The organism is Comamonas sp. FUJ_7 (assembly GCF_057369555.1).
Genome location: NZ_JBXXZI010000001.1, coordinates 504798 through 519825 on the forward strand (window position 1 = coordinate 504798; position 15028 = coordinate 519825).

Annotated in this window: 13 protein-coding genes; 8 read left to right on the top strand and 5 right to left on the bottom strand. The window is 59.5% G+C overall.

All coding sequences use genetic code 11. The annotated features are described in order from the left end of the window. Positions 1–40: 40 nt before the first annotated feature. From dapD to prmB, 4 genes are all read left to right on the top strand, one after another. Positions 41–874, top strand: a complete 834-nt coding sequence (dapD, locus tag AC2I9W_RS02300) for a 2,3,4,5-tetrahydropyridine-2,6-dicarboxylate N-succinyltransferase (protein WP_486408428.1) — start codon at positions 41–43, stop codon at positions 872–874. A gap of 177 nt (positions 875–1051) precedes the next feature. Beyond that, entirely contained in the window at positions 1052–2218 is a 1167-nt protein-coding gene (locus tag AC2I9W_RS02305) for a PilT/PilU family type 4a pilus ATPase (protein ID WP_486408429.1), read from the top strand. Positions 2219–2278: 60 nt separating this feature from the next. Then, a complete protein-coding gene (gene dapE / locus AC2I9W_RS02310) occupies positions 2279–3478 on the top strand; it encodes a succinyl-diaminopimelate desuccinylase (protein ID WP_486408430.1) in 1200 nt (399 codons plus the stop codon). Next, entirely contained in the window at positions 3475–4422 is a 948-nt protein-coding gene (gene prmB / locus AC2I9W_RS02315; RefSeq protein WP_486408431.1) for a 50S ribosomal protein L3 N(5)-glutamine methyltransferase, read from the top strand. Before dapE ends, prmB begins: the two co-directional genes overlap by 4 nt. Before the next feature lie 87 nt (positions 4423–4509). Here prmB and AC2I9W_RS02320 read toward each other — a convergent pair whose 3' ends face one another. Next, entirely contained in the window at positions 4510–5358 is an 849-nt protein-coding gene (locus AC2I9W_RS02320; RefSeq protein ID WP_486408432.1) for a ferritin-like domain-containing protein, read from the bottom strand. Positions 5359–5586: 228 nt separating this feature from the next. Here AC2I9W_RS02320 and AC2I9W_RS02325 point away from each other — a divergent pair, with 228 nt between their 5' ends. Next, the gene (locus AC2I9W_RS02325) at positions 5587–7671 is read left to right on the top strand and encodes an ABC-F family ATP-binding cassette domain-containing protein (protein WP_486408433.1); all 2085 of its coding nucleotides are present in this window, start codon (positions 5587–5589) and stop codon (positions 7669–7671) included. A gap of 211 nt (positions 7672–7882) precedes the next feature. Further along, a complete protein-coding gene (locus AC2I9W_RS02330; protein WP_486408434.1) occupies positions 7883–8005 on the top strand; it encodes a hypothetical protein in 123 nt (40 codons plus the stop codon). A gap of 397 nt (positions 8006–8402) precedes the next feature. Here the strand turns inward: AC2I9W_RS02330 and AC2I9W_RS02335 are convergent, their stop codons facing one another. From AC2I9W_RS02335 to AC2I9W_RS02350, 4 genes are all read right to left on the bottom strand, one after another. Continuing rightward, a complete protein-coding gene (locus AC2I9W_RS02335; RefSeq protein ID WP_486408435.1) occupies positions 8403–9521 on the bottom strand; it encodes a YbdK family carboxylate-amine ligase in 1119 nt (372 codons plus the stop codon). Then, the gene (locus tag AC2I9W_RS02340) at positions 9511–10779 is read right to left on the bottom strand and encodes a cation:proton antiporter domain-containing protein (RefSeq protein ID WP_486408436.1); all 1269 of its coding nucleotides are present in this window, start codon (positions 10777–10779) and stop codon (positions 9511–9513) included. The genes AC2I9W_RS02335 and AC2I9W_RS02340 overlap by 11 nt, the downstream gene beginning before the upstream one ends. A gap of 344 nt (positions 10780–11123) precedes the next feature. Further along, positions 11124–12095: a TIGR03915 family putative DNA repair protein gene (locus tag AC2I9W_RS02345; RefSeq protein WP_486408437.1), complete on the bottom strand. Its 972-nt coding sequence runs from the start codon at positions 12093–12095 to the stop codon at positions 11124–11126. Positions 12096–12098: 3 nt separating this feature from the next. Then, positions 12099–13451, bottom strand: coding sequence for a putative DNA modification/repair radical SAM protein (locus tag AC2I9W_RS02350; protein ID WP_486408438.1), 1353 nt, complete (start codon positions 13449–13451; stop codon positions 12099–12101). Between the two features lie 216 nt (positions 13452–13667). Here AC2I9W_RS02350 and AC2I9W_RS02355 point away from each other — a divergent pair, with 216 nt between their 5' ends. Both AC2I9W_RS02355 and AC2I9W_RS02360 read left to right on the top strand, forming a co-directional pair. Next, the gene (locus AC2I9W_RS02355; protein ID WP_486408439.1) at positions 13668–14309 is read left to right on the top strand and encodes a DUF2621 family protein; all 642 of its coding nucleotides are present in this window, start codon (positions 13668–13670) and stop codon (positions 14307–14309) included. 279 nt (positions 14310–14588) lie between these two features. After that, positions 14589–14945, top strand: a complete 357-nt coding sequence (locus tag AC2I9W_RS02360; RefSeq protein WP_486408440.1) for a zinc ribbon domain-containing protein YjdM — start codon at positions 14589–14591, stop codon at positions 14943–14945. Positions 14946–15028: the final 83 nt, after the last annotated feature.

The window sequence follows — 15028 nt, forward strand, 5'->3', positions numbered from 1 at the left end:
CAAGATTTCCCTCAACTTTCGATCTTCGACCGAAAACACCATGACGCAACAACTGCAATCCATCATCGATAGTGCTTGGGACAACCGTGCCAATATCTCGCCTTCCGCCGCCCCCAGGGAAGTGGTTGACGCGGTGGAGCATGTGATTGCCGAACTCAATGACGGCAAGCTGCGTGTGGCCACTCGCGAAGGCGTGGGCCAGTGGACCGTACACCAGTGGCTCAAGAAAGCTGTGCTGCTGTCCTTCCGCCTTAAAGACAACGCGCTCATCAACGGCGGCGCACTGAACTTCTATGACAAGGTTCCCACTAAATTTGAAGGCATGAGCGAAGCCGAAATCGCCGCGACCGGTGTGCGCGTGGTGCCTCCTGCCGTGGCTCGTCGCGGCTCCTTCATCGCCAAGGGCGCGATTCTGATGCCCTCCTATGTGAACATCGGGGCCTATGTAGACGAAGGCACCATGGTCGACACCTGGGCTACCGTGGGCTCCTGCGCTCAAGTGGGCAAGCATGTTCACCTGTCGGGCGGCGTGGGCCTGGGAGGCGTGCTCGAACCCCTGCAAGCCAATCCCACCATCATTGAAGACAATTGCTTCATCGGCGCACGCTCCGAAGTCGTAGAAGGCGTGATCGTCGAAGAAAACTCCGTGCTGGGCATGGGCGTGTACATCGGCCAGTCCACTCCGCTGTTCAACCGCGAAACCGGCGAAATCACCTATGGCCGCGTGCCCAGCGGCTCCGTGGTGGTCAGCGGCAACATTCCCAAGCAGACCAAGGATGGCAAGGACTACTCCATGTATGCCGCCATCATCGTCAAGCGTGTAGATGCACAGACCCGCTCCAAGACCAGCATCAACGATTTGTTGCGTGACTGATCGTCGCTTGCCCCAAACCAAGCCTGCCACCCACAAGGTGCGCAGGCTTTTTTCATGCGGCAGATCAGCCAAGGTGAACATCATCCATTCAAGGCCGCCGGCAAGGGCGCTAACATGCACGCATCGAGAGGCTCGCTAACAAGCGGATACAAGACAATACAAGAGGATCAGCAAGCAATGAGCACCATGGAAAAAATTCTGCGTCTGATGGCCGAGAAGAAGGCCTCTGACGTGTATCTGTCGGCCCGTGCGCCGGCCATGATCAAGATCAATGGCGTCAGCGTCCCCATTAACAACCAGGAGCTTCCGGTAGAAGCGCCCTTGGCATTGCTGGCCGAAATCGTCCCGCCCTCCGCCATCGAAGAGCTCAAAAACACGGGCGAGCTGAATATGGCCGTCCCCATGATGGGTGTGGGTCGCTTTCGTATCAGTGCCATGCGCCAGCGCGGCAGCTATGCCGTCGTCATCCGCTTTATTGCCAACCAGATCCCTTCACGTGACACGCTGAACCTGCCCCCCGTCATCAGCGAGCTGGTGATGGAAAAGCGCGGCCTGGTACTGGTGGTTGGAGCCACTGGCTCCGGCAAGAGCACCACGCTGGCAACCATGATCGATGAGCGCAACGAAACGCTCAGCGGCCACATCCTCACGGTGGAAGATCCCATCGAATTTCAGTTCCGCAACAAAAAATCCATCGTCAACCAGCGTGAAGTCGGCACCGATACCGCCACCTTACAGACCGCGCTCAAGAATGCACTGCGCCAGGCGCCCGATGTGATCTTGATTGGTGAAATTCGCGACCGCGAAACCATGTCCGCCGCTCTGGCCTATGCCCAGTCCGGTCACCTGGTGCTGGCCACCTTGCACGCCAACAACAGCTACCACGCACTCAACCGTATTCTTTCCTTCTTCCCCGAAGAAGTGCGCCCCACCATGCTGGGCGAGCTGGCCGCCTCGCTCAAGGCCGTGATCTCCCAGCGCCTGATCCGAACGGTGACCGGCTCGCGCGTGCCCGCCGTGGAAGTCATGCTCAACACCAAGCTCATCAGCGACATGATCTTGAAGGGCGACTTCGGCGGTGTGAAGGAGTCCATGGAAAAATCCATGGCCGAAGGCTCGCAAACCTTTGAAGAAGCGCTGGCGGCACTGGTTCGCAGTGGCACAATCGATCGCAACGAAGCGCTGACTTATGCCGACTCGCCCACCAACCTGATGTGGCGTATGGACAATGATGTCAGCCGTGCGGCAGCTCCCAGTGTCCCGGACATCACCGATGTGGTCCTGTCCGGCGATGACGATATGCCGTCTTTCACGGAAATCACCCTCGATGTCAAAACCGCCTGAGGCTGTTCTCCCTCAGTCCCCGGCAGCCTTGGCACCGACCTAGCTTGAACCTCTTTTTTCATGTCCCGGACCCTGCAACTGACCGAGCAGCTCATCAGCCTGCCCTCTGTCACCCCCGAAGATGCCGGCTGCCTTGAGCTGCTGGCCGATGCCCTCGCGTCCATGGGCTTTGCCTGTGAGCGCCTGGACAGCGGCCCCGATGAATTCCGCGTCCGCAATTTATGGGCAAAACATGCTGTAGCCCAATCCACATCTGCACAAGCAGCTATCAAAAACGATAAACCTGTGCTGGTATTTGCCGGGCATACGGATGTCGTGCCGCCCGGCCCGCTCAAGGAATGGAGCAGCCCGCCGTTTGTGCCCATGCACCGCGACGGCAAGCTCTATGGCCGCGGCGCCAGCGACATGAAAACCTCCATCGCCGCCTTTGTGGTTGCGGTGGAAGAGTTTTTGCAAGCCACGCCCGAGCCCGCCTTTGACATCGCCTTCTTGCTGACCAGCGATGAGGAAGGCCCCTCTGTCGACGGCACCAAGGTCGTGGTGGAGGAATTCAAAAAGCGCGGCGAGCGTCTGGACTGGTGCATTGTGGGCGAACCCACCTCGGTCAAGCGCACCGGCGACATGATCAAAAACGGCCGCCGCGGCACCATGAGCGGCAAGCTCACCGTCAACGGCGTGCAAGGCCACATCGCCTACCCGCAACTGGCCCGCAACCCCATTCACGAAGCCCTGCCCGCGCTGACCGAGCTGGCCTCCACCGTCTGGGACCGTGGCAATGACTTCTTCCCGCCCACCAGCTGGCAGATCAGCAACATCCACGGCGGCACGGGTGCCAGCAACGTCATTCCCGGCCATGTGGTCATCGACTTCAACTTCCGCTTCTGCACCGAGTCCAGCTCCGACTCGCTGCAAAAGCGCGTGCATGAAATCCTGGACCGCCACGGCGTCGAGTACTCGCTGGTCTGGACCGTAGGCGGTCAGCCTTTCCTGACCACACCCGGAACCCTGGTGAAGGCCGTGCAGGCAGCCATCAAGGACGAAACCGGCCTGGATACCGAGTTGTCCACCACGGGCGGCACCAGCGATGGCCGCTTCATCGCCCAGATCTGCCCCGAAGTCATCGAATTGGGCCCGCCCAATGCCAGCATCCACAAGATTGACGAGCACATCGCTGTGGCCGATATCGAGCCGCTGAAAAACATCTACCGTAAAACGCTGGAGCAGCTCCAGCGCCAGCAGACCACACAGACCACCGCATGAACGCAAGCACCTCTCAAGCCGTCACCGGCAACACCATTGCCGAGCTGATCGCCAGCGGCGCGCAGGCACTCACCGCTGCAGGCGTGGCCTTTGGTCACGGCACGGCCACCGCCGAAGACGAAGCGGCCTGGCTGGTGCTGTGGAAGCTGGGCCTGCCGCTGGATAGCGAACTCACGCCCGGCGCGCCAGAATCTGTATCAAATCAGCCTGTAACGCAAGCCAGTCAAGCGCAAGTAGCTACTCTTTTTGAAGAACGCATCCGCACGCGCAAGCCTGCGGCCTATCTGACCCGCGAAGCCTGGCTGGTCGGTGTTCCCTTCTACATCGACGAGCGCTCCATCGTGCCGCGCAGCTTTATCGCCGAGCTGCTGGCCGACGGCAGCATCGACGGCTGGCTCTCGGACAAAACCGTGCAGGTGCTCGATCTGTGCACCGGCAACGGCTCTCTGGCCTGCCTGGCTGCCATGGCCTACCCCGATGTACAAGTCACCGGCGCCGATCTTTCTACCGACGCGCTGGCCGTGGCCCGCATCAATGTAGACAAGCACGGCCTGCAGGACCGTGTGACGCTGCTGGAAACCAATGGCATGAGCCAGGTGCCCGGACCCTGGGATCTGGTGCTGTGCAACCCCCCTTATGTAAACGCTGACAGCATGAGCAAGCTGCCCGCCGAATACCTGGCCGAGCCTGAACTGGCGCTGGCTGGCGGCTCGGACGGCATGGACTTTATCCGCCAGTTGCTGGCCGACCTGCCCGCACGCCTGAACAAGGACGCGGTGGTGATTCTCGAAATCGGCAATGAAAAGCCGTACTTTGAAGCCGCCTTCCCCGACTTGCCCGTGTTCTGGCTGGAAACTGCCTCGGGCGACGAGCAAGTGCTGCTGATCACCGAAGAAGCGCTGCGCCACTGGTCGCAAGGCGATACTGCTGCGCTCAAGCTGTAAAAGCCTCGGCCATCAAAGCTATAAAAAGGCCCGGTCATTCCGGGCCTTATTCTTTTTAGGCTACACGTCCCATCTCACACTTCACACTCAATAAGACATGACCCGAGTCGCCAACTTGGAGATGGGTGTGCGAATCAGGCCCTCGATCTTGGGCGGCAGCAGCATGGGCTTGAGCAGCATGCGCACGGCCAAATCGGCCGGCAGGCGGCGGCTGACCAGCTTGTAAATGCGCTGAGCCATGTCTTCAAAGCGTGTATTGCTATCCGCAAAATAGTGCCCTTTGTGCGCCCAGACATGGCGCAGCGCCACATCCGAATCACTCTCGCGCAGCTCCTTGAGGCGGCCATACAAGGCCTTGGCAATGCGGGCGCGCCCCACGGGAGAGTGCTGCTGCAGCGTCTTGAAGTACTGAAAAAAATGCTTGAAGTGATTGACCTCGTCATTGCGTATGCGGCCCAGCAGATCGCTGAGCACCGGCTCCTCACTCAATTCGCGCAGCGTGTGATAGTAGGCCGTGGTACCGGTCTCCACCACACAGCGCGCCACCATCTCGAGGCGCTGGTCCGGGTAGAGTTCTTCCATGGTGCATAGCTGCGAGTACTCGGCAAAAAAGCTGTCATAGGCCTGCTGCCAGGGGAAAGCTGGCCAGACGGCTTCCACATAGGCACGCAGGGCCTGCCCATGCTGCAACTCTTCAGCCTCCCATTGCTGCTGCAGCCACATCGCAATTTCCGGCCAGGCCGCGTAATGCTCGGCCAGATTCGCGGCGTAAGTGTCCGAGCCGGTCTCTATGAACGACGCACTCATCAGCAGAAAGAACAAGTCTTCGTTGTGTTCGACCGCCGCCTTGTCGATCTGCGAGAAAGCGATGTCTTCAATGCGCCAGCGACTTGCGGCGCTGCCGGAATGGGGTCGGGTACTGGTTAGATCTGTCACGTTTTTCTGCGTCCGCACAGGACACATTCCTCCGTCGGCAATCCTGTCGTCAGGCAACGATAAGCGATCTGCCGGAATTCTTGCAGCTTGCGCGTATCCAAATCAGACGACCTTACAAACCGATAACATTTTTTGCGGTGCTGCGCACAATCGCAGCCAAAGCCTGGCTTTCGCAATGCCTCGCACTTCAAGGCGCAATGCCAATCACTGGGATAATTACGCCCAGTCATGATCACCCTCAAGAACATCACGCTGCGCCGCGGCACCAAAGTCCTGCTTGACCAAGTCAGCACCACCATCAACCCCGGGGAGCGCGTCGGCCTTGTCGGCCGCAACGGCGCCGGCAAGTCCAGCCTGTTTGCCCTGCTTAACGGCAGCCTCAGCGAGGATGGTGGCGACTTCTTCATCCCCCCGCAATGGCGCATGGCCCAGGTGGCCCAGCACATGCCCGAGACCGACGAGTCTGCGACTCAGTTTGTGCTGGACGGCGACACCCGTCTGGCCGAGCTGAACGCCCAGCTGGCCGCCGCCGAAGCCTCGGGCGACGGCATGGAAATCGCTCAGGCCTATGTGGATCTGGCCGATGCAGGTGCACATGATGCGGAATCTCGTGCACAAGCCCTGATTCTGGGTCTGGGATTCAAGGTCTCCGAGCTGCACCATCCTGTCAACAGCTTCTCGGGTGGCTGGCGCATGCGATTGCAACTGGCCCGCGCGCTGATGGCCCCCAGCGATTTGCTGCTGCTGGACGAGCCTACCAACCACCTGGACCTGGACGCACTGGTCTGGCTGGAAGCATGGCTCAAGCGCTACAGCGGCACCATGATCGTCATCAGCCACGACCGCGAGTTTCTGGACGCCATCACCAACGTCACCCTGCAGATCCAGGGCGGGCAGATCAACCGATATGGCGGCAACTACTCTCGCTTTGAAGAACTGCGCGCCCAGCAACTCGAATTGCAAGCCGCTAGCTTCGCCAAGCAGCAGGAGAAGATGGCCCACCTGCAGAAGTTCATTGACCGTTTCAAGGCCAAGGCCAGCAAGGCCAAGCAGGCCCAAAGCCGGGTCAAGCAGCTCGAGCGCATGGAAAAGATCGGTCCTGTGCTGGCCGAGGCCGAATTCACCTTCGAATTCAAGGAACCCGCCAATCTGCCCAACCCCATGCTGGCCATCACCGATGCCGCATTTGGCTATAAGGACGAAGACGGCAACGAGACCACCATTCTGCGCGGCGTCAACCGCTCGGTGCTAGCCGGTCAGCGCATCGGTATTCTGGGTGCCAACGGCCAGGGTAAATCGACTCTGGTCAAGACCATTGCCCGCGAAATGGGCGCACTGGCTGGCACAGTCACCGAAGGCAAGGGCCTGAACATTGGCTACTTTGCCCAGCAGGAACTGGACGTGCTTCGCCCCAGCGAAAATCCGCTGGAGCACATGATTCGTCTGGCCAAGGACCTGGGGGCAGCCGCCCCTGCCGCCAGCCGCGAGCAGGATCTGCGCAACTGGCTGGGCACCTTCAACTTCAGTGGCGACATGGTCAAGCAGGCCGTGGGAAGCATGAGCGGCGGTGAAAAAGCCCGTCTGGTACTGGCAATGATCGTCTGGCAGCGCCCCAACCTGCTGCTGCTGGACGAGCCAACCAACCACCTGGACCTGGCCACCCGCGAAGCGCTGGCCATGGCGCTCAACGACTTCGACGGAACCGTCATGCTGGTCTCGCACGACCGACATCTGCTGCGCGCCGTCTGTGAAGACTTCTGGATGGTGGGCCGCGGCGTCGTCGGCCCCTTCGATGGCGATCTGGACGACTATCAGCGCTACTTGCTCGAAGAGTCGCGCCGCCTGCGCGAAGAAGCCCGTCAGGCCGATCACCACGCCAATGCAGCTGCAGCAGAGACTTCAGCCGCTGACGTAGCAAAAATCTCTGAAGAGAATCAGCCTCAATCGCCCATTGAGCAAGCAGCTTCAGCTCCTAAAACAGAAGCTACAGCGGTAGTTTCTGCAGCCTCTTCTACAGGCGCAGCCGCCGACCCCAAGGAAGCCCGCCGACTGGCCGCTGCTGCGCGCCAGCAACTGGCTGAAAAGACCAAGCCCTTCAAGAAAGAACTGGAGCAGATCGACAAAAAGCTGCCCAAACTCAATGAGCAGCGCTCGGAGCTGGAACAAAAGCTGGCCACACCCGGACTGGCTGGAACTGACATCGTGGAAGCCGGCAAGCAACTGAGCGCCGTAAACACGGAAATTGACGCCCTGGAAGAGCGCTGGCTTGAGCTTTCCGAGCAAATTGAGGCACTGTCCGCCGAGGCAGCCTGATCTTCAAGCGATTTCCCAATCGCACGCAACCTGCATATGAATAGCGCCGAACCAATGCCAGCCATTGCTTAGGCGCTATTTATTTTGATGTACCCGGCCTAGCAACCACAACATCAGCGCACTCAAGTTGCATTTTCTTGCTGAATTGATTCAGCTTACTGTCAACCTGCAGCCGCACACCGGCGTTGAACACACAAAGGAGTGAACTGCAATGTCCAACACTGTTACCGACACCGCCAAAGCCCAGCCTGCACAGGCCGCCGCAGCCATGTCTCTGATGGCTTGGCCCTGGGACGATCGCGACCGCAAGCGTGCCCCCGGCTTTGCAGCCTGATTCACTGGATAAACGAACAGGTAAAAAATTTTAAAAAGCTGTCAACGAGCTGAATCTATCAGACGTTAAACAGGCATATAGGAGAGATTTCCCCATGCAAACTTTGAACATCATGTCCATCTGGCCCGAAGACGAACGCGATCGCAAGCGCTAAGCGCAAGTCCCGCAATACAGGGACGCGCTTGAGCAGACGCCTTAGTCGTCACGCCTGCTGAGTCAGCCCAGTATTGCCAGCCAGGTGCCCGGGCAGTCGGCACTCCAAGGCCAAAACCTATCTGACCTACTGCCCCGAGCCAAATGCCTCGCCTTACTAGGCACATCGAGGCAGCTCACAAAACCCGCAAGAGTCATTTCTGCGGGTTTTGTCATTTCTCTGGGCCAGCCCTCCCCAGTCTCGTCAGGCCGTTTTTCCTCCAAAGCACAGCGATGCCTGTCGCACCACCTCCGGTAATTGGCGTACCTGCGCATAGCGCTCGCGCAGCCAGCTGGCGTCATTGCCAATCTGGATGACCCTGCCCAAATCGTGCAAGGCACTCTGACCGGATTCGGAGGCATAGCTGCTAATACGCTTGAGCGTCTGCGCAATATGATCGCGCAGCGGCAGTTGCTCCGCAGTTACCGGATCCACATAGCTGCCGTCCAGCCCGAAGCGGCAAGCCTGAAAACGGTTGTAGGTATAGACGAGGTAATCGTCCTCCTGCGGCTCAAAAGGCTGCTCGCTCAGAAACCAGGCGCCCAATGCCTGCACATAGGCCGCCAGCTGCGCAGCGCGCTCTATGGAAATCGGCGTATCGAACACACGCACCTCCACGGTGCCAAACTCGGGCTTGGGGCGAATATCCCAATAAAAGTCCTTCATGCTGCGGATCACGCCCGTGGCCGCCATCTTGTCGAAATAGCGTTCAAAGTCTTCCCAGTGCAGCGCAAACGGAGCACGGCCCGAAAGCGGAAAGGCGAACACGGAGTTCAATCGCGCCGAATCAAATGCCGTGTCCTGCCCCTGCACAAAAGGGCTGGAAGCCGACAGCGCAATGAAATGCGGGATGTAGCGTGACAAGCGATGAAGCATTAGCAGCGCAGCATCGGCGTCGGGGCAGCCGATGTGTACATGCTGGCCAAAGATGGTGAACTGCTTGGTCAGGTAGCCATACAGTGCCGTCAGCTCCTTGAAGCGCGGCTTGTCGTAAATGCGCTGCTGATGCCACTGCTGAAACGGGTGGGTGCCGCCACCGGCTATCGCGATATTGAGCCGGTCTGCGGCCTTGACCAGTGCATCCCGCGTCACCGCCAGTTGCTGCCAGGCGTCTTGCGCATCCTGGCAGATGCCCGTTGAAATCTCGATCATGCTGGCGGTCACCTCGGGCACGATGGAGCCCGGCACTGCAGCGTTCTTCAGCAGCGCGAGCATGTCGGGCGCATAAGGTGTCATGTCATAGTCAGTGGTGCTCAGCAGCTGCAGCTCCAGCTCCACCCCCAATGTCAGCGCCGTCGATGGCTGAAAGGCTTCAAGTGTCATGGCGCTTCTCCCCTGCTTTCAATGCTGCGCGACCTATCCCTCTGTGCGCATCACCACAGCGCCACAGTGCGGTGGATGCCAGCAGCACGCCCAGCAATTCGCACACCACAATCATGGGCAGCGCGATGGCGGAAAGTTTCTCGGCCACTTGCTGGCCACTGGCCACATCAAGGCCTTGCCACTGCACCGCTAGGCCCGACACCATCAGCAACGCCAGACCCGACAGCGGCAGCTGCGAGCAGGCCACCGGCCATTGCCTGCGCCAGCCAATGCCTGTGCCATGACCGAGCATCAAAATCATCGAAAATTTGGCTACAGCCCTTGCCAGTACCGCGCTTGCAACTATCGAAACCAGAGCAACAGAGAACGTCAGCTGCGACACCATGCTGGCGACCAGCACAAACATCAGCAGATTCAGCATAGCGTTGGCTGACTGAAAAGCCGGTGGCCACAGCAAAGGCCGCGGGCTGAGTTGACGCAGCAGCAAACCGGCGGCGATATAAGCCAGAGCAGCTGATCCTCCCCACCTTTCGGCCAGAATCGACAGCGCCGTCAAAGCCGCCAGCAGATAGAGCGCCGCAGAGTCGCTACGTGAAGACTGCCAGCGCAGCACCGGCCATAGCGCAGCCGTCAACACACCACCCCAAACCAGGCTCAGCAGCAAGGAATACGCCCAATCCAACAGGTGGGCTGCTGAAAATACCAGACCGCCCTCGGCGTCGGGCTTCATCATCAAGCTCAGGCTGAGCACTACTAGCAGTGACAACATGGCACTCAGTGTGGCCAGCAGCAGGCTGCGGTCAGTCACCGCGCCGCGTGCCTTCAAATCATGTGCAATGCGCAGCAGCACGGCAGGCGATGCCGCCATGGTCACAGCACCCACCGCCAGAGACACGGCCCAGCCACAGTCCAGCGCCAGCAGCACTGCCGTGGTCAAAGTCATTGCCAGCAGGGACTCACCCAAGCTTTGCAGCAACAGCCACGGCTGGCGTCGTAGCCAGGACATCGATACCTGAGATGCCGCCAGCAGCAAGCTGATACCTACGGCCAGTTCCAGCATCAGCGCAGTGCCGCCCTGCAAAGGCCAGGGCAAATCGTCCCAGCCCATGCTTGTGTTGAGCCAACCGGCGGCCATCCCGACCACGGTATAGCCCAGCACACGCGGAAATCCCGAACTACGGTGAACCCAATGCCCAAGCAGTGCAGCCGCTGTCACCAGCAGACACCAGTTCAGAATGGTTTGCGATCCATGCAGCATCCATGCCCTTTCCTGTCTCAATACCAAGGCGCACTCACGCATGCCTCGAAGTCGATTCAGTCAGCGTTGCAAGTGGCAATCAGGCCATTCAGGATGCTTCTCTCAAGAAGCAGACGGCAGCAATAGCCCGGTCCAGTCCATGCAACACCAGCGAGAGCCGGCCTGAAGTCTGCCAAGAGCAGACGGCCAACTACGGTGTGCTGTGCAATGCCTCTGAGCCACAACCTCAAGCTGAGACTGAGTCGCATCCACACCAACCGCTGAAGCCATGATAGTGGCATGCTGCAAAGCAGCAAATCCTGCTGTCAGCTTTGCGTCTTTTCTGCGCGAGGCAGTCAGGACTGCTACTCAGCGGCCAACATGCGCTGAGTGCGTCCACGTGCACCAGCAATCAGTTCGCTGATCAGCACAGCTTCCGGCAAATTTTTCCAGTATTTGCGCGGCATCTCGCGCTGCATGGCCTGCTCTTTCAGGCGCGCCGGGTTGAAGGTGGCGCGGTAATAGCTGAGCCACAGCTGCTCACCCGCGTCCGGCCCTGGTGCCTGATCGGCCGTGCAGCCCGCAGCCATCTGCAGTTGTTCCAGATCCCAGAACACGCTGCACTGCGGCGTCAGAATAGCCCAGCGCATATTGGGAAAGCGCCGCCGAAAAAAGCCAGAGGCTGCGCGCAGCACATGGTGCTCGGGCTCGAACCAGGCAATTTGCATATCGCCTTGCATATCGACTTGTGTATCGGTTTGCATACCAATTGGGATATCACACGCTTGCCCCGCCTGCCCTGCATCGCCCAGCTGTAGCGGCCTGAAACGCACAAAGGCATGCATTTTGTGAATCTCGCGCCCCACCGCCTTGGCCAAGCGTTCAATTTCGCGCCAATCACTATCCAGCGCATCATGGCGAAGTGACGCTTGAGCCTGCAGTCTGTACAGCCAGCGGTAGCACAGCGCAAATCGCCCTTCCCGCTCATGACAGCAGGCCAGCCGCAAGGTGGACAGCTGCGTGCGACCCAAGCGCAGCGCTGACGCAGGTGGCAGAGGTATCTGATCGAGTTCATCAGGCGTCAGCGCCCTGCCCGCCACGCTGCCAGCACCATCAGAGGCAAACAAATCCTGCGCCTGCATTTGCCGCGACCAGGGTGCACACCAGCGCCAACGCACGGCATGGGGCTGAACCCCCAAAGCCAGCAGCACGCGCGCCGCTTGCCTGAAACCATCGAAATCGTCGGGCTGGGCCAGCTCAATCACCAGGAAGTCGGTGCCGTCAGACTGCGCGCGTGAGTGTGAGTCTGAGTGCGAGTGCGAAGCCAAACCACTCATGACTCACACCCCATCGAACAATGAGAGTTGAGCCGTTTTCGTGCCCAAGCCCCTATCTGGCAAGCGCATACCGCTATGCTTTTTTTGAACCATCCCATCGCTCATGCGTTGCAGCAGTTGCTGACGCAGCAGCGGGCTTTCCAGCTCCCCACGGCGCGGATGGTAGTCAGCCAGCTCCACAAAGGCCAGCACCTTGGCCGTGGCAATGCGCAGTTGCTGCAAATCCGCCAGCCGCAGGCTGCGCACGCGCCGCGCCATCAATAACCGCTGCACGCTGCGCACGCCCAGGCCGGGCACACGCAGCAGCCACTCCTTGGGCGCGCGGTTAAGGTTGACCGGGAAGTGCTGGCGATGCGCCAAAGCCCAGGCCAGCTTGGGGTCCACCTCCAAATCAAGCATGCCCCCGCTGTCCGGCAAGATGATTTCCTGGTGTGCAAAGCCATAAAAACGCATGAGCCAGTCAGCCTGGTACAGCCGGTGCTCGCGCAGCAGCGGCGGAGCCTGCAGGGGCAAGTCGGACGAGGCATCGGGAATGGGGCTGAAGGCCGAGTAGTACACGCGCCGCAAGCGCGGGCCTTGGTAAAGGTCGCTGCTGGTGCTCAAAATAGCCGCATCGCAGGCACCATCGGCCCCCACAATCATCTGCGTGCTCTGTCCACCCGGTGCATAGCGCGGCGGTTTGGCCCGGCGCACGCGTTGCTTGGGCAGGGAAACCACCGCATGCGCTGCCTGCTCCTGGCGCTCTTGGCGGGCTGTCGCTATATGCCGAGCCACATCTCCCATGGCGGACTGAATCTGCACCGCATTTTTCTCGGGTGCCAATTGACTCAGGCCTTGCTGGGTGGGCAGCTCGATATTGATGCTGAGCCGGTCGGCATAGCGGCCCGCCAGCTCCAGCAACTCCGGCGCGGCGTCTGGAATCGTCTTGAGATGGATATAGCCGCGAAAGTCGTGGTCTTCGCGCAGGCTGCGTGCCACTTCCACCAGTTGTTCCATGGTGTAGTCGCTGGACTGAATGATGCCGCTGGACAGAAACAGTCCTTCTATGCAGTTGCGGCGATAGAAGTCCAGCGTCAGCTTCACCACCTCGTCTGCCGTGAAGCGCGCGCGCTGCACGTTCGAGCTTTTGCGGTTGATGCAATAGCGGCAGTCGTAGATGCAGAAGTTGGTCAGCAGTATCTTGAGCAGCGAGATACAGCGTCCGTCCGGAGCATAGCTGTGACAGATGCCCATGCCCTCGGATGAGCCCATGCCTTTGCCGCCGATGGAATTGCGCCCCTTGACGCCACTGGAAGCACAGCTGGCGTCGTACTTGGCGGCATCGGCAAGGATGCTGAGTTTGGCGATAAGTTGCATAGATGCGGCGGATGCTTTGCCCAAGCAAAATCATCAATAGCTGTTTATTTATACAGTATTTTAAACTTTCCACGAAAAACCACACTACGCCGATTCCTCAATCGTCTTGGCGGCACAGATGAGCCAGAACAGAAAAGCCTGCATTGCCAGCGCACCCTCCTCTGACAATCATGGCGATTTATCATTGCAACCCTTCCCCACTGTGCAAAGCCTGCTATGTTTTTTGGAATCAGCCATCTGATCGTTCCCGTGACCGCACTGGACGCAAGTGCCGCCCTGTGGGGAGATGTCATGGGCTTTACCGCAGTGCAGCGCGGTGATGGCTTTGTGGACATCGATACCGGCAGCGCTACATTGCGCCTGCTGCAAGTGCAAAAGGTGGAGTCATCCGTCTCGCTGCGCCTGCAGGTGAACGACGTAACGGCGGCTTATGGCGCACTGCTGGCCGCCGGAGCCGCTTCGCGCTACGCCCCCATGAAAACGCCACAACTGGAAGAAATGGCCTGTGTGAGCGATGCCGACGGCCATGCCATCGTGCTGTGGCGCGCCCTCAGTGAAGATGAGTGGGGCTTTGTGCCCGAGCTGCCCAAGCAAGGCGAATGGCTGCCGGATGCCGAAGACCTGCTCAAGCGCCTGCTGACCCATGTGCCCGCGCTGTTTCGCATGCTGGCGCGGCGCAAGACTACGCGCGTCATCGAGCAACTGGCCGCCGAGGCCCACAGCCCCGTCACACAGGAATGGGTCATCAAAGGCTATATCACCGCCTCCGCCAAGATCACACGTTTTCGCCTGGTAGAGCCGCTGCGTGCGGAAGGCATCAACCCGGACGACTACCGCGCCGAATTTGAGTACGAATAAGAGAGAGGGCAAGATGCAGGCTCTGCCCAAGCATTTCAGAAATGCTTCAGAAATGCGCCTGAGTGCTCTCAAGCCCATGACAAGCACCTACCGCCCTCGCCCTCCTCAAAATAAGTACAAAAACAGCCCTCAGCCCTTATCGGACATGCGCTGAAAGCTATCAAAATATTGAAAAAGGCGCGAGTAGACGCCTCCGCAACGCCAGCCGCAAACCGCACCCCGGCCTGCCACTAATGCGTACAGGCTACCCTTGTCGTTTTTTTGAATGAAAGCGACGCCTTGAGCCATACCACTTTGCCTTCCTGCCCCCAGTGCGGCCTGGACAACACCTACCCCGATGGCGAACTGCTGATCTGCCCCGATTGCGCCCACGAATGGTCTGCCCACGCCAATACCGCTGATGACGAAGACAGCAGCCAGCGCATCATCAAAGATGCCAACGGCACCCCACTGACCGACGGCGACAGCGTGCTGCTGGTCAAGGACCTGAAGGTCAAGGGCTCTTCGACCGTGATCAAGAAAGGCACCAAGATCAAAGGCATACGTCTGCTGTATGACAACGGCGACCACGACGTGGACTGCAAGACCGATCAAGGGCCATTCATTCTCAAATCCGAGTTCTTGAAGAAGGCTTGAGAGCGGCCTCTTCTGCCAGGCCCTACCTCGTCCTGCTTCGGTCGGTGCAAGATCGTGCAGTGGGAGACAAGGCTTTCAATATT

Bases quoted from the DNA above. Each gene is read 5' to 3' on its own strand.
- dapD (WP_486408428.1), top strand. From the start codon at position 41: ATGACGCAACAACTGCAATCCATCATCGATAGTGCTTGGGACAACCGT.
- AC2I9W_RS02305 (WP_486408429.1), top strand. From the start codon at position 1,052: ATGAGCACCATGGAAAAAATTCTGCGTCTGATGGCCGAGAAGAAGGCC.
- dapE (WP_486408430.1), top strand. From the start codon at position 2,279: ATGTCCCGGACCCTGCAACTGACCGAGCAGCTCATCAGCCTGCCCTCT.
- prmB (WP_486408431.1), top strand. From the start codon at position 3,475: ATGAACGCAAGCACCTCTCAAGCCGTCACCGGCAACACCATTGCCGAG.
- AC2I9W_RS02325 (WP_486408433.1), top strand. From the start codon at position 5,587: ATGATCACCCTCAAGAACATCACGCTGCGCCGCGGCACCAAAGTCCTG.
- AC2I9W_RS02330 (WP_486408434.1), top strand. From the start codon at position 7,883: ATGTCCAACACTGTTACCGACACCGCCAAAGCCCAGCCTGCACAGGCC.
- AC2I9W_RS02335 (WP_486408435.1), bottom strand. From the start codon at position 9,521: ATGACACTTGAAGCCTTTCAGCCATCGACGGCGCTGACATTGGGGGTG.
- AC2I9W_RS02340 (WP_486408436.1), bottom strand. From the start codon at position 10,779: ATGCTGCATGGATCGCAAACCATTCTGAACTGGTGTCTGCTGGTGACA.
- AC2I9W_RS02345 (WP_486408437.1), bottom strand. From the start codon at position 12,095: ATGAGTGGTTTGGCTTCGCACTCGCACTCAGACTCACACTCACGCGCG.
- AC2I9W_RS02350 (WP_486408438.1), bottom strand. From the start codon at position 13,451: ATGCAACTTATCGCCAAACTCAGCATCCTTGCCGATGCCGCCAAGTAC.
- AC2I9W_RS02355 (WP_486408439.1), top strand. From the start codon at position 13,668: ATGTTTTTTGGAATCAGCCATCTGATCGTTCCCGTGACCGCACTGGAC.